This window comes from Pararhizobium sp. DWP3-4, assembly GCF_049898205.1.
Classification (GTDB): domain Bacteria; phylum Pseudomonadota; class Alphaproteobacteria; order Rhizobiales; family Rhizobiaceae; genus Pararhizobium.
The window spans coordinates 127,065-141,516 of record NZ_JAFCXF010000002.1 but is presented as its reverse complement, the minus strand read 5'-3'; the positions used below and the strand labels follow the sequence as shown (position 1 = coordinate 141,516).

Here is a 14,452-nt window from a genome sequence, read left to right as displayed (position 1 = left end):
TCCTTCAAGGCGGATTCGCAACCCGAAAGATATCTGTTGAAACAACCTTATACCCGCAAGGGCGGCCGTCAGATCAGCGAGATCGCCAATGGCATGATCGATCCGGTGCTTGCCAAGCGGGCCGGTATCAACACGCTGTTGCTCGGTTCCTGGGATGAGATCGCCGGCGAGGACTTTGCCGATTGCACCCGGCCGGAAAAGATCGCCTGGCCGCGCCGCGCCTCAGAAATGACCGGCGAGGGCGGCTACCAGCCGGGTGTGCTGACCATTGCCTGCGAAGGCGCGCGCGCCCTGTTCCTCACCCATGCGCAGGGCGAACTGATCCAGCGGATCAACGGTTTCTTCGGTTTTCCGGCGATCAACCAGATGCGCATCGTGCAAAAGCCGGTCTCGGCCCCGCCCAAACCCTATCGCAAACCCAGACCGCTGACCGGCGAGCGGGCGCGGCATCTTGAGACGCTGGTCGATGGCATCGAAAACGATGCCCTGAAGGCGGCGCTGACGCGCCTTGGCACGGCGGTGCTTGCGCCGCGAAAAAAATGAACGCGACCATCGGCCGGTCACAATTGTTTGAACGTTGGTGAGCAACAGCCCCTTGTCGCCTTGAACAAGGCAAGTTATCGAATTTTCGACCGTTTTCGTTTATCCCCTTACACAGGTGAAACCATGTCCCTTTCTGAACTGAGCCCTTTCAAGCGCCTCCTGAGCGGCGTTGCCGTGGCTGCCATCGCTGTGACGCTAGCCGCCTGTAGCGACGAGAAGAAGGATGCGGCTGCAAACGCGCCTGCGACGGAAAGCACCGACACGGCCGCCAAGACCGAAGTCAAGCCGGTTGATGGCGGCTCGATGATGTCGTCCACGTCTGCGATGAAGCCGGCCGAGGGTGGCTCGATGATGGCTGCCAACACAGCCAAGCCGGTGGACGGCACGACGACATCCTCCACCATGTCTTCGGCTGCAACGCCGGCAACGGCGCAGGCCGGCCAGACGCAGGTGGCGCAGGCCGCAGCGCCCGCAGCCAAGGTCGAGGTTCCGCAGTCGGAAGGCGAAGTCGATATTGCCAAGCTGATGGCGCCAGGCCCGCTGCCGGAAATGTCGGTCGGCAAGGCCGACGCCAAGGTGACGATCGTCGAATACATGTCGATGACCTGCCCGCATTGCGCCCGTTTCCACAACGAAACCTATGATGCCATCAAGACCAAATATGTCGATAGCGGCCAGGTCCGCTTCGTCTTGCGCGAATTTCCGTTTGATCCGCGTGCGGCCGCCGCCTTCATGCTGGCGCGCTGCGCCCCCGAAGGCCAGTATTTCCCGATGATCTCGATGCTGTTCAAGCAGCAGGAAACCTGGGCTGCCGCGCCGAACGGCCGCGATGCGCTGCTGCAGATGTCGAAACTCGCCGGTTTTACACAGGAGAGCTTCGAGGCCTGCTTGACGAACCAGAAACTTCTGGATGATGTGCAGGCAACGATGCAGAAGGGCGACAAGGATTTCGGCGTCAAGGCCACCCCCACCTTCTTCGTCAATGGCAAGAAGTATTCCGGAGAAATGTCGGTTGACACCATGTCGGCCCTTATCGACTCGATGCTCTGATCCCCAGCGTTTTAACAAAACGGCCAGCGGGCGCCTCAGTGCGCCCGTTTTTCTTTCTTTCTTCTCCCCTGCGGGGAGAAGTGCCGAGCATCGCGAGGCGATGAGGGGGAACCCCGGGCGCGGAACCACCCCCTCATCCGGCCCTTCGGGCCACCTTCTCCCCGCTGGGGAGAAGAGGGGGCAAGCCGCATGAAATTCACCAAACTGCGCCTTCTCGGCTTCAAGTCCTTCGTCGAGCCCTCCGAATTCGTCATCGAGCGTGGGCTGACCGGTGTTGTCGGGCCGAATGGCTGTGGCAAGTCCAATCTGGTCGAAGCGCTGCGCTGGGTGATGGGGGAGAATTCCTACAAGAACATGCGGGCGTCCGGCATGGACGACGTGATCTTTTCCGGTTCCGGAAATCGCCCCGCTCGCAACACCGCCGAAGTCGGCCTCTATCTCGACAATTCCGATCGCACAGCGCCCGCCGCCTTCAACGATAGCGACGAGATCCAGGTGACGCGGCGGATCGAGCGGGAGAACGGCTCGGTCTACCGCATCAACGGCAAGGAAGCCCGCGCCAAGGATGTGCAGTTGCTTTTTGCCGATGCCTCGACCGGCGCGCGTTCGCCGTCGATGGTGGGCCAGGGCCGGATCGGCGAGCTGATTGCGGCCAAGCCGCAGGCACGGCGCCAGCTGCTCGAAGAGGCCGCCGGCATTTCCGGGCTGCATTCGCGCCGCCATGAGGCCGAGCTGCGGCTGAAAGGGGCGGAAACCAATCTTGAGCGGCTGGAGGATGTGACCTCGCAGCTCGAAAGCCAGATCGAAAGCCTGAAACGCCAGTCGCGCCAGGCCAATCGCTTCAAGATGCTGTCGGCCGATATCCGCCGCCACGAGGCGATGCTTCTGCATATCCGCTGGGTCCAGGCCAAGCAAGCCGAGGGCGAAGCCGACAGCCAGCTGAACCAGGCGACCTCGCTGGTCGCCGAAAAGGCGCAAGCCCAGATGGAAGCGGCCAAAGCGCAGGCGGTTGCCAACCTGAAACTGCCGGAACTGCGTGAGGCCGAGGCGCGGGCCGCAGCCGCCTTGCAGCGCCTGCAGATCGCCAAGTCGCAGCTGGAGGAAGACGCCGGCCGCATTCTGCGCCGCCGCGACGAGTTGCAGCGCCGCCTGTCGCAGCTGCGCGAGGATATCGTTCGCGAGGAGCGGATGGTCGCCGACAATGCCGGTATTCTGGCCCGTCTGGACGAGGAAGAGAGCGAGCTTGCCGATATGCTGGCCGAAGCCGGCGAGCGGGCCGAGGAAGCCCGCGAGCGGCTTGCCGATGCAAGCGAAAGATTGTCCGGCAGCGAACGCCACCTTGGCCTGCTGACGGCCGAAAAGGCCGAGGCCCAGGCGTCGCGCAACCAGCTTGAAAAGACCATCCGCGATCTGAGCGAGCGGCAGGCGCGTCTTGCCCGTCAGCTGTCCGACCAGAACCGCGATCTCGACGAACTCGACCGGCAGATTAAAACGCTTCCGGATCCAGCCGAAAAGCAGGAAGAGGTCGAGGCTGCCGAATCCGCGCTGGAACAGGCGGAAAATGCCGTTGCCGATATCGAAGAGGCGCTGGCTGTTGCCCGGCAGGTCGAAGTTGCCGCCCGCCCGTCGGTCGATGCCGCCCGCTCAAGGGTCAACGGCATCGAGACCGAAGCCCGCACCATCCGGCGCATGCTGGATGCGTCGGCCGTGCAGGGAGCAGCGCCGCCCGTCGTTGATGACATGAAGGTCGATCGCGGTTTCGAGACGGCGCTGGGCGCCGCACTTGGCGAAGATCTGGAATCGCCGCTCGACCCCGGTGCGCCCGCCCATTGGCGTGCGCCCGGCGATGCCTCGGATGATCCGCAATTGCCGGATGGCGCCATATCGTTGACGCAACACGTGCGTGCGCCGAAAACTTTGGATCGCGGCCTGCGCCAGATCGGCATCGTTGAAAACGACGCCACGGCAGAGCGCCTGCTGCCGCTGTTGAAGGCGGGACAAAGGCTGGTAACGCGCGACGGGGCCGTCTGGCGCTGGGACGGTCATGTCACCGGTGCGGATGCGCCAAGTGCCGCAGCGCTGCGTCTGGCCCAGAAGAACCGCCTTGCCGAACTCGAAGGCGAACTCACGGATGCCCGCGATCAGCTGGCCGCGCGCGAAGCCGAGCTTGCCGCCGCTGCGGCTCGCATCCGCACTGAAGACGAACGCCTGCGGCTGTCGCGCGAAACCCAGCGCATGGTGGTGCGCAAGCTCGCCGAAGCCCGCGATGCGCTGGCGCAAGCCGAGCGTGCATCCGGCGATCTCGTCCGCCGCCGCGCCGTTCTTTCCGAAACCTCGAGCCAGCTGGCGCTGCAGGTCGAGGAAATCGGCGAGCAGATGGAAGCCGGCCGCGAGGCGCTGGAAAATGCCCCAGACGTTGCCGGGCTGGAGCAGAAACTCAACAGCCAGATGACCACGGTTGCCACAGACCGGGCGCTGGTCGCCGAAGCCCGCGCCATCAATGATGGCTTGGCTCGCGAAAACGAAGCCCGCGAACGCCGCATTCGCGCCATCGCGGCGGAGCGGCAGACCTGGAACTCCAGGGCGGCGAGCGCGCAGGAACATATCGAGACCCTGCGCGAGCGCGAAAGCGAAGCACGCGAGGAAGTCGAGGAACTGCTCGAAGCCCCCGATGAATTCGACGAGAAGCGTCGGGCTCTGATGAGCGAACTGTCGAAGGCCGAAGAGGCGCGCCGCCAGGCAGCCGACGTGCTGACCGTCGCCGAGACGCGCCAGCGCGATGCCGACCGGATCGCCGTCACCGCCTTGTCGGAACTGGCAGAGACGCGCGAAAAGCGCGGCCGGGCCGAGGAACGGCTTGTTTCCGCCCGCGAAAAGCGGATCGAGAGCGAAGCCCGTATCCGCGAGGTGCTCAACTGCGCCCCGCACGAGGTGATGCGGCTGACCGGCCTTGCCGTCGATGCCGAGCTTCCGGATGTCCGCCAGATCGAGCGCGAACTCGACCGCCTGAAGATCGAGCGCGAGCGGCTGGGCGCCGTCAACCTGCGGGCCGAGGAAGAGCAGAAGGAACTGTCCGACAAGCTCGATGCCATGCTGAAGGAGCGCGAGGACATTATAGACGCGATCCGCAAGCTGCGTTCGGCGATCCAGAACCTCAACCGCGAAGGCCGCGAACGGCTCTTGGCCGCATTCGATGTCGTCAACGTCCAGTTCCAGCGGCTGTTCACCCACCTGTTCGGCGGCGGCACGGCCGAACTGCAGCTGATCGAGAGCGACGATCCGCTCGACGCCGGGCTTGAAATCCTCGCCCGTCCGCCGGGCAAGAAGCCGCAGACGATGACGCTTTTGTCCGGCGGCGAACAGGCGCTGACGGCGATGGCGCTGATCTTTGCGGTCTTCCTCACCAATCCGGCGCCGATCTGCGTGCTCGACGAAGTCGATGCGCCGCTCGACGACCACAATGTCGAGCGCTACTGCAACCTGATGGACGAGATGGCCGCCTCGACCGAGACGCGCTTCGTCATCATCACCCACAATCCGATCACCATGGCCCGCATGAACCGCCTGTTCGGCGTCACCATGGCCGAGCAGGGCGTCTCCCAGCTCGTCTCCGTCGATCTGCAGACGGCCGAGCAGTTGCGTGAAGCGGTGTAGTTCTCACTGCAATTCCATGACAAAGGAATAGCCCCCGTCGCTTTCCCCCATATCGTCCCAGGTATCGACATATTGTGTCTTGGTATCCGCTTTTCCCTGCTTGTGGGCGTAGTACATGGCATAATCATCGCCGGGTTTATTTTCGTTCGGCATGTTCGTGTACCACTTCGAATATGTCATCGGTTCGCCATTCTCCCATTTCCAGCCGCCGCGTGGTTCCTTGCCCGACGGATCCTGGATGAGGCCAATCCAAGCGCCCATCTTGTAGGACACAGGCCCTTTGGGATCGTAGCCCATCAGGAACAGTCGCGGGTCCTTGTTGAGAAGTGATGCGATGAAGCTGTTTTCCGCCTCCGAGGTGATCGTCGCGAGATAGCCGCCGCAGCGTTTCGAAATCGATGCTGCAGATTTCCGCGTGATGAGGCCGGCGCGCATGAGGACGTAGAGATGTCCGTCAAAGGAGCCGTAGATCCTTTCATAATAGGGACTGCAGGCAACCGCTTTCAGAACGCGCGGATCGGTTTCGAGGCCTTCGAAATCCTTTGGATTGTAGACACGTGCCAGCGGCGAGGAATAAAGGCCGTTTCCATAGGCTTGCACCGCCATTCCGAGGCTTTTGGCTGTCTGCTCGTCGAAATAGCCGGAATTGCCGATGCCGATGGACTTTTGATAGTCGGCGAGCGCCCGCCGGGTCTGCTGGCCGAAAGCGCCGTCCGGCTGGCCGGCCGCAAAACCCCGGCCGATCAACGCCACCTGGATATCGTGCCGCTGGGTCTTGCTCAGTCCCAGCCCGGTTTCCCGCGTTTCAGCGTTTGCGCCGCTGCCCAGCGCCGGGTTTGGTTGCAGCTGGTTCAAGATCTGCCGCGCCAGTATCGCCTGCTCGCCCGTCTGGTGTTGCCCGAGGAAAAGCGTCCAGACGCGCGGCGTATTGATCCGCAATGCCTTGCGAAAATCCGCCTCGACCGCGATCGTCTTCTGATCGATCGCCGGCGTGTCAACCGGCGCCTGTTCCCCGCTCGGCAATGAGGGGTCGAAATAGAATTCCAAGGCCAGCGACGACAGGATCTGCGGCGATTGTTTGCCATCCGTCGCCTTTCGAACGTCGCGGATGACCCGCTTGAAGGCGGTGCCGATTTCAAGGCCGGGGCCTGCGAGATGGCTGATCAGGGCCGTGGTAAAGGGCGAATTCTTGCCGCTGCCGTCGGATGCGACCTGCCCGGGTGCCGCAGCGAACGCAACCATGGTGCCGGCGCTGTCTGTTTCGACCGGCGCCAGTCCGCGGGTCGCGATGCTTCTGGTGGCGCCTTCGATCTCCTGGTTGAGACGGTTGGCGAGCGGATTGTTGCGGCATGCATCCACGAAGACGAGAGCGATCTTCGCTTTTTTCTCAATGGCTTCGATGACATCCGCAAGCGCCAGCGTCTCGGCTGCGACATCGAATTCGCTGGCCAGCCGCGCATCCGTGGCGACCAGATAGTTTTCGCCGCGAAGCTGCATGCCGTGACCGGCGAAATAAAACAGCGCCGTGTCGTCCTTGCCTACCTTGCGGACAAAGCGCGACATCGCTTCGGCCAGGTGACTGCGATCCGCATCGGTCACCACATCGGCCTCAAACCCCCGGGCTGAAAGAAACGCTCCGAAATCGCGTGCATCGCTGACTGCGTTGGGCAAAGTGCCTGCAGCCTCGTATTGGCCGTTGCCGATGACGAGTGCGAGCCGTTTTCCCGTCTCCGCAGCGGTAGCGCCGAGCGGCGCGGCAAAAGCAAAAACCAGCAAATACAGCCACAGCAGGCACGGTCTCATCGTAATCACTCCCCGGCTGTCACAGATTGGCACGCGTGGTGTGGAGGAAGAATTCGACGCACTCAGCGGGGAGGCGGTTGTCAGCCTCGATATATCCCGCTTGGTCATAAATATTAGCATTGGTTAAGTGATGCGCAAAGATGGTAGAGAGGCTACTCGGCCACAATCCATTGGCGTACCAGGCCGGTAAGGATATCTTTCATATCTGGGCGCACACTTTTGCCTATAACCTTTAAAGTGCGGCGCCGGGCCGCCGGAGGGTATGCAGCTTGACGGAGTTCACGGGCGCAGATGCATTGCTGCTGTTGGGAGCCGCTCCCGTGGCGTCGCTGTGCGTCAATGCGGGCGGTATCATCGTCTTCGCCAATGAGGCCGTGACGGCGATGTCCGGTGGCGGCTCGGCTCTGGTGAGAACCCCGGTGTCGCGGCTCCTGCCGGAATGGCACGGTGTCTCGAACGCGTCCGCCAACTCCTTCCGCCGCGAAACCTTGCTTTTGCGCGGCGATGGCAGTGTCATTCCCGTAGAACTCTCCGTTGTGCGGTTCGGCGATGGTTTGACGGGTGTCGTCATCCGCGATCTCATCGATGAACGTTCGATGGAATCGATGCGGCTTGAGCTTGAGCGGCAGAATGATGAGGCACTGTTGGAGGCGAGGGCAGCCCACCGGCGCCTCGGTTTTTTCATCGACATGCTGCCGCAGGCAGCCTGCGTGTTCGATGCCGAGGATCGCTACATCCTCTGGAACGAGAAATATGCAGCGCTTTATCCTGAGATCGCGGACCATCTGCGCCCCGGAATGCCGTTCCGCGAGATTCTGGAGATCAGCCTGGCCAGTGGCGAAATGCCCGAACTGGTCACGGATCCGCAACACTGGATCGAGGAACGGATGAAGAAGCATCGGCTCCCCGTCTCGCAGGAAGAGCAGATGCTGCGGGACGGGCGCTGGCTGCGCCACGACGACCGCCGGACACCCGATGGCGGCGCCATCGGCATGCGCATCGATATCACCGATCTCAAGCGCCGCGAGGAATCGTTCCGGCTGCTGTTCGATGCCAATCCGATGCCGATGATGGTCTGCGATGCCGTGACGCTGGACATCCTGGCGGTCAACAATGCGGCGGTGCGGCTCTACGGCTTTCCTGCCGAAGCGATGCGGCAAAAGAGCGTTACCGATTTTCATGCGGGCGGCGAAGGCGAGCGGCTGGGCACCATGCTGCGGGGGCTGGAAGGGGATTGCGAGGCGCGCACCGTCTGGCACCAGAAGGCGGCAGACGGAGCGGAACATCATGTGCTGATCTATGTGCGGATCATCCACGAGGGACCGTCGCGGCGGTTGCTTCTGACGATCGCCGATGTCAGCGACCGCATCCGCGCCGAGGCCCACGCCACCCATCTGGCCCATCACGATCCGCTGACGGGGCTGCCGAACCGCATGCAGTTTCGCCAGAAGCTTGAATCCGCGCTGGAAAAGGCGGCGCGCGACGGGCAGGAGCTGGCCGTACACTACCTCGATCTCGATGGCTTCAAGCCGGTCAACGATACATTTGGCCATGCCGCCGGCGACATGCTGTTGAAGCAGGTTGCCGAACGGCTGAAATCGGTCCTGGTGAACGGCGATCTGGTGGCACGGCTTGGCGGCGATGAATTTGCCATTCTTCAGCATGCCTCCGCGTCGGCGGTGGCCGATATCGCCGACCGCTGCATTCTGGCGCTTGGAAAACCGTTTGGGATCGCCAATAGTCAGATCGGCATCAGCGTCAGCATCGGCATTGCAGTGTCCCCCGAAAATGGTTTCGACCCCGATGAGTTGATGAGTGCCGCCGACACGGCCCTCTATCAGGCAAAGGCCTCCGGCAAGAGCACATGGCGCCGCAGCCGCACGGCTGCTTAAACCTCAATTTCCTCTTTTGTGACAGGTTTGGCGGAGATTTTGCTGCAATGCAGCATAATTCCGCCACCGGTGCATTTTAAAGCCGAAAAGGATACTGTAACCTCCGGTGGGAGCCGTATGGGTGGAGAAATGGCATGACGAAGTGGGTTTATACCTTCGGTGGGGGAGAAGCCGAGGGAAATGCGGGCGATCGTGATCTCCTGGGCGGCAAGGGCGCCAATCTGGCGGAGATGTGCAATCTCGGCCTGCCGGTACCACCTGGCCTGACGATCATCACCGAAGCCTGCGGCAAATATTATGCCGATGGCCGCCGCATTCCCGATGAATTGAAGGCGCAGGTCTCGGCCGGCCTTGAGAAGATGCAGACAGTCACCGGCCGCGTGTTCGGCGATACAGAGCGTCCTCTGCTGCTGTCGGTGCGCTCCGGTGCCCGGGCCTCGATGCCGGGCATGATGGATACCGTGCTCAACCTCGGTCTCAATGACGCAACCGTGCAGGCGCTCGGCCATGATGCCGGCGACGCCCGGTTCGCCTGGGACAGCTACCGCCGTTTCATCCAGATGTATGCCGATGTGGTCATGGGGCTCGACCACGAGGTTTTCGAGGAAATTCTCGAAGATGAAAAGGGCCGTCTGGGCCATGAGCAGGATACCGAGCTTTCCGCCGTCGAATGGCAGCATATCATCTCGCTCTACAAGCGGGTGATCGAGGAGGAACTCGGCCAAGCCTTTCCGCAGGACCCGGAAGTGCAGCTCTGGGGCGCGATCGGCGCCGTCTTCTCCAGCTGGATGAACCCGCGCGCCATCACCTACCGCCATCTGCACAATATCCCCGCCGCCTGGGGCACCGCCGTCAACGTCCAGGCCATGGTGTTCGGCAATCTCGGCAATACGTCCGCCACCGGCGTCGCCTTCACCCGCAACCCCTCGACCGGCGAGAACGAGCTTTACGGCGAATTCCTCGTCAATGCGCAAGGCGAGGATGTGGTTGCCGGCATCCGCACGCCGCAGAATATCACCGAGGCCGCCCGCATCGCGTCGGGTTCCGACAAGCCGTCGCTGGAAAAGCTGATGCCGGAGGCGTTCGAGGAATTCCAGGCGATCTGCAACCGGCTGGAGGGCCATTACCGCGACATGCAGGACCTCGAATTCACCATCGAACGCGGAAAGCTCTGGATGCTGCAGACCCGGTCCGGCAAGCGCACCGCCAAGGCAGCGCTGCGGATTGCGGTCGACATGGCCGAAGGCGGCACGATCACCAAAGATCAGGCCGTCACCCGTATCGATCCGGCCTCCCTCGACCAGCTGCTGCACCCGACGATCGACCCGCGCGCCCGCCGCGATATCATCGGCTCGGGCCTGCCGGCCTCGCCGGGCGCTGCGACCGGCGAGATCGTCTTCACCTCCGAAGAGGCGGTACTGGCCGAAAAGGAAGGCCGCAAGGTCATTCTGGTGCGGGTCGAGACCAGCCCGGAAGATATTCACGGCATGCACGCGGCCGAAGGCATTCTCACCTGTCGCGGCGGCATGACCAGCCATGCGGCGGTGGTCGCGCGCGGCATGGGCATCCCTTGCGTCTCCGGTGCCGGCAACCTGCGCGTCGATGCCCGCAACGAACTGCTGATCTGCGCCGGCATGACGCTGAACAAAGGCGACGTGATCACCATCGATGGATCTTCCGGTCAGGTGCTGAAGGGCGAAATCCCGATGCTGCAGCCGGAACTGTCGGGTGATTTCGGCAAGATCATGGCCTGGGCGGATGCCAGCCGCCGCATGACCGTACGCACCAATGCCGAGACCCCGGCCGATGCGCGGGCGGCCCGTTCCTTCGGTGCCGAGGGTATCGGTCTCTGCCGCACCGAGCACATGTTCTTCGAGGGCGAGCGCATCAATGTCATGCGCGAAATGATCCTGGCGGCAGACGAGGCCGGACGGCGGCTCTCGCTTGCCAAGCTCCTGCCGATGCAGCGTTCCGATTTCACCGAACTGTTCTCGATCATGCACGGCCTGCCGGTGACGATCCGCCTGCTCGATCCGCCGCTGCATGAATTCCTGCCAAAGACCGACGAGGAGATCGCCGATGTCGCGGCCGTGCTCGGCATGAACCCTTCGGACTTGCGCCAGCGCGTCGATGCGCTGCATGAGTTCAACCCGATGCTCGGCCATCGCGGCTGCCGTCTGGCGATTTCCTATCCGGAAATCTGCGAGATGCAGGCCCGCGCCATCTTTGAGGCCGCGGTCGAGGCCGCCCGCGAAACCGGCGCTCCCGTCGTCCCCGAAATCATGGTGCCGCTGGTCGGGCTGAAATCGGAGCTCGATTACGTCAAGGCCTGCATCGACGCGGTGGCCAAGGAGGTCATTGGCGAGGCCGGTATCGAGATCGAATATCTGGTCGGCACGATGATCGAGCTGCCGCGCGCCGCCCTTCGCGCCCATGTGATTGCCGAGAGCGCCGATTTCTTCTCCTTCGGCACCAACGACCTGACGCAGACCACCTTCGGCATTTCGCGCGATGATGCGGCGCAGTTCCTCAACACCTATATCCAGAAGGGCATCGTCGAGAAGGACCCGTTCGTCTCGCTCGATTTCGATGGGGTCGGCGAACTCATCCAGATCGCCGCCGAGCGCGGCCGCCGCACCAAGAACGGCCTGAAACTCGGCATCTGCGGTGAACATGGCGGCGATCCCGCCTCCATCCGCTTCTGCGAGGAAACCGGCCTCGACTACGTCTCCTGCTCCCCCTTCCGCGTGCCGATCGCACGGCTGGCAGCCGCCCAGGCAGCGATTAATGGCAAGGGGTGAGGCCGGTTAACCTTCCGGAAGGACAGTAACGCCGGACTGACGGGCTGCAAGTGCAAGGGCCTTATCGAGCGTTGCCAAAGGCAACCGGCGTCGCTGTGCGAGTTCTAGATAGGCAGCGTCGTATATCGTCAGGCCATGCAGGTCGGCGAGTTTAAGTGTTGCTGCCCAGGCATGGATATGGGTTTCCTCGTCGGTCGTTATGTCCAGCTTCTGAAGGTAGCCGAGAAGCTGATCTCTTGCTTCGATCGGAATACGCTTTTTGCGCACGGAATAAGACAGGCTGTTGGCCACTTCCAGATACCAGAGAAAGGGAACGACAGCACCGTCTTGAACGACCCCGTCGAAGACTGAGGCTATTGCCGGTGTCTGTTCGTCCTCCAGCAAAAAGGCCAGCGTCGCCGAACAATCGAGAACCATACTCACCGGCGGCCCTCATCGCGATACTGCTTCCATTCTTCCCATTCGAAAGCGTCGAGTTTGATGTCTTTCGCAAGTGCGCGAATCCCTTTTGCGGCTTCGATCGCAGCTGTACGATCACGCAAAGGCGTCTCTCTGATCATCCGCGCTACGGGTTTACCGTGGCGCGTAATGACGATCTCTTCGCCATGCTCGACAAGGTCAAGAAGGGTACCGAGCGTGTTCTTGGCCTCGAAGGCTCCAATTTTGCGCATCCGAACTCTCCTTAAAAAATCTAGCTGAGCTAGCTTAACTCCCGAAGGCTTCATGATCAAGGCGGGAGGCGCAGAGCTCACCTACTTGTCGATGAAATCCCGTACCGCCTTGTTGTACCCTTGCGGGTCCTGCAGCATGGCGAAATGGCTGGCGTCCTTGAGGATGATCAGTTCAGCCCCCGGGATGGTCTTGACCAGATAGTCGGTATGGTCGCGGCTGATCGCTTCGTCATGGTCGCCGAGAACGATGGCGGTGGGCGTGGTGATTTTCTTCAGGTCGCCGTCGCTCCAGTTGGGCTGGCTTGCCCACATGCCGCTGATCTGGGTGACGAAGGCATCGTATTCGGTGGGTGTCGGCGAAATCTTCTTGTAAACCTCGCCGGCCTTCTCGATGTAGCTGGCGAAAGTCTTGTTTTCCATCACCGTCGGGATCAAGCCATCGACCTTGGAATTGGCAGCCTGGGCAAACAGTCTGGTCAACCGTTCCGGGTGATGGATGGCAATGTCGAGGCCGATAATGCCGCCGTCGCTCCAGCCGACGATCGCCGTCTTGTCGATCTTCAGGTAGTCGAGCAGCGCCAGATAGTCCGACGACATCAGGTCGTAGCTATAGGGCTCGGCATTGCGGGTCGAGCGGCCATGGCCACGGCTTTCGGCGACGATGACGGTGTGATCCCTGGACAGATCGGCCACCTGGGCGCCCCAGACATCGGCATAGCCAAGGCCGCCATGGATCAGGAGAACCGGCGGGCCGGAGCCGTAGACGGCATAATACATGTTGATGCCGTTGACCGGGGCGGTGCCGGTCTTGTCCGCTTTCGGCAGGGGCACGGGGTCGGGCAGTTGCTGCCATCGCTCGATGGCCAGGGCCGGCACGGCGGAAAGAAGGAAGAGGGCGCAGAGTATTTTCAGCACGGCTTTCATGGAAAAATCTCCCGATCGGTTACACGCCCATCATAGGTGCCAATCGGCTTTGCCAAAGCAAAAGCCTGCGCCATTTGGCACCGGATAGGGAATTTTCTTGCAAGCAGCCTTGCCGTTGCCGGCGATATCGGCGTTACGTGAGAGTATTACCGGACGATGACCGGCCGGTTCCAGCCCCAGAGCATCGGGTCGTTGTCATATCGGAGCGAACGCGACTCGGCACGGCGGTCGAGATCGATGCGCTGCAGGCAGGTGGCAAGCGCATCGGTGCCACGGCGAAAACCGTAGGACAGGCAAGTTTTCTCGTCTGCGGCACGGCGTTCCTGCGGCGTCAACGTGGTGCAACCGCCAAGGATTGCGCCAAGGGCGATAAGCGGCAGGACCGTCCGGATATGCATGCTGAGACCTTGAATCGATTGCAGATTTGCATCTGTCTATCAGATACGTTGCAACACATCCACAAAGGCTTCGGCAAAATTCTTCAGATCCGCCGTCGTCTCGTCGGGCGTCTCGATGCGGATCGTATTGCCGCCGGTTTCCAGGCAGGCAAAGATCGTTGCCATCACGGCACCGCCATCCTTGGGAATGCGCAGCACTGCGATGCGGTCGCAATCGGCGACCAAGCCGGAGGCGGGCAATTCGAACAGGACGGCGCCGTCGATCGCGGCGGCGGCCGCACGGACATGGGCGGCAAAGCCGTCAGGCCCGGTCGTGAAGCCGTCCAGCGACAGTTCAAGTTCGAGCAGTTCCATGGTCAGTCCGGTGTCGGACGCCGGTATCACTGTTTGGGTGGCCGGTGCGGCCATGTTGGATGATAGCATGCTCACTCTCCTTTCAAGCCGCAGGAAGAGAGGTCTTCCTGCGCACCTGGAAATTCCGATGTGTGTGCAAACCGGTCCAACGCCGCATGAACCGGGAAAACACGGCTGATCCCCATGTTAAGACATGATCAAGGAGAATGGCGAATTTGCGGCATGGCCGGAATTGCTGCTGTTTGCCGTCCTGTCCGGCGCGGATCCGCACCTCCCCGGCGATCTCGGCGCCCCTCCCGGCGATCGCGGCGAAAACCACTTCACAGCTTTCGTCATGATGCTCTAAACAGGAGATGGTTGCC

General features: G+C 62.1%; 12 protein-coding genes. 6 read left to right on the top strand and 6 right to left on the bottom strand.

Features of this window, described 5'->3' with window-relative positions; all coding sequences use genetic code 11:
• Nucleotides 1-36: 36 nt before the first annotated feature.
• From ACP7E6_RS05835 to smc, 3 genes are all read left to right on the top strand, one after another.
• Nucleotides 37-543, top strand: a complete 507-nt coding sequence (locus tag ACP7E6_RS05835; RefSeq protein ID WP_113318421.1) for a DUF721 domain-containing protein — start codon at nucleotides 37-39, stop codon at nucleotides 541-543.
• A 123-nt stretch (nucleotides 544-666) separates the two neighbouring features.
• The gene (locus ACP7E6_RS05830) at nucleotides 667-1,593 is read left to right on the top strand and encodes a DsbA family protein (RefSeq protein WP_426228803.1); all 927 of its coding nucleotides are present in this window, start codon (nucleotides 667-669) and stop codon (nucleotides 1,591-1,593) included.
• A gap of 189 nt (nucleotides 1,594-1,782) precedes the next feature.
• On the top strand, nucleotides 1,783-5,247 hold the full coding sequence (gene smc / locus ACP7E6_RS05825; protein ID WP_426228802.1) for a chromosome segregation protein SMC: 3,465 nt from the start codon (nucleotides 1,783-1,785) through the stop codon (nucleotides 5,245-5,247).
• A 3-nt stretch (nucleotides 5,248-5,250) separates the two neighbouring features.
• Here smc and ACP7E6_RS05820 read toward each other — a convergent pair whose 3' ends face one another.
• A complete protein-coding gene (locus ACP7E6_RS05820; RefSeq protein ID WP_426228801.1) occupies nucleotides 5,251-7,050 on the bottom strand; it encodes a caspase family protein in 1,800 nt (599 codons plus the stop codon).
• A gap of 269 nt (nucleotides 7,051-7,319) precedes the next feature.
• Between ACP7E6_RS05820 and ACP7E6_RS05815 the strand changes: the two genes are divergently transcribed.
• Both ACP7E6_RS05815 and ppdK read left to right on the top strand, forming a co-directional pair.
• Nucleotides 7,320-8,942, top strand: a complete 1,623-nt coding sequence (locus ACP7E6_RS05815) for a diguanylate cyclase domain-containing protein (RefSeq protein ID WP_426228800.1) — start codon at nucleotides 7,320-7,322, stop codon at nucleotides 8,940-8,942.
• Nucleotides 8,943-9,076: 134 nt separating this feature from the next.
• Nucleotides 9,077-11,743, top strand: coding sequence for a pyruvate, phosphate dikinase (gene ppdK / locus ACP7E6_RS05810; RefSeq protein ID WP_426228799.1), 2,667 nt, complete (start codon nucleotides 9,077-9,079; stop codon nucleotides 11,741-11,743).
• 6 nt (nucleotides 11,744-11,749) lie between these two features.
• Here ppdK and ACP7E6_RS05805 read toward each other — a convergent pair whose 3' ends face one another.
• The 5 genes from ACP7E6_RS05805 to ACP7E6_RS05785 form a co-directional block, all read right to left on the bottom strand.
• Nucleotides 11,750-12,160, bottom strand: coding sequence for a type II toxin-antitoxin system VapC family toxin (locus tag ACP7E6_RS05805; RefSeq protein WP_426229422.1), 411 nt, complete (start codon nucleotides 12,158-12,160; stop codon nucleotides 11,750-11,752).
• A 2-nt stretch (nucleotides 12,161-12,162) separates the two neighbouring features.
• Nucleotides 12,163-12,414 (bottom strand): type II toxin-antitoxin system Phd/YefM family antitoxin, encoded by a 252-nt coding sequence (locus ACP7E6_RS05800; RefSeq protein ID WP_426228798.1) that lies wholly within the window; start codon nucleotides 12,412-12,414, stop codon nucleotides 12,163-12,165.
• 81 nt (nucleotides 12,415-12,495) lie between these two features.
• Nucleotides 12,496-13,338, bottom strand: coding sequence for an alpha/beta fold hydrolase (locus tag ACP7E6_RS05795; RefSeq protein WP_426228797.1), 843 nt, complete (start codon nucleotides 13,336-13,338; stop codon nucleotides 12,496-12,498).
• A 146-nt stretch (nucleotides 13,339-13,484) separates the two neighbouring features.
• Nucleotides 13,485-13,736: a hypothetical protein gene (locus ACP7E6_RS05790; RefSeq protein ID WP_426228796.1), complete on the bottom strand. Its 252-nt coding sequence runs from the start codon at nucleotides 13,734-13,736 to the stop codon at nucleotides 13,485-13,487.
• Between the two features lie 39 nt (nucleotides 13,737-13,775).
• Entirely contained in the window at nucleotides 13,776-14,159 is a 384-nt protein-coding gene (locus ACP7E6_RS05785; protein ID WP_426228795.1) for a hypothetical protein, read from the bottom strand.
• A gap of 124 nt (nucleotides 14,160-14,283) precedes the next feature.
• Between ACP7E6_RS05785 and ACP7E6_RS05780 the strand changes: the two genes are divergently transcribed.
• Nucleotides 14,284-14,436 carry a hypothetical protein gene (locus ACP7E6_RS05780; RefSeq protein ID WP_426228794.1) on the top strand — a complete coding sequence of 51 codons (153 nt, stop codon included), beginning with the start codon at nucleotides 14,284-14,286 and terminating at the stop codon, nucleotides 14,434-14,436.
• Nucleotides 14,437-14,452: the final 16 nt, after the last annotated feature.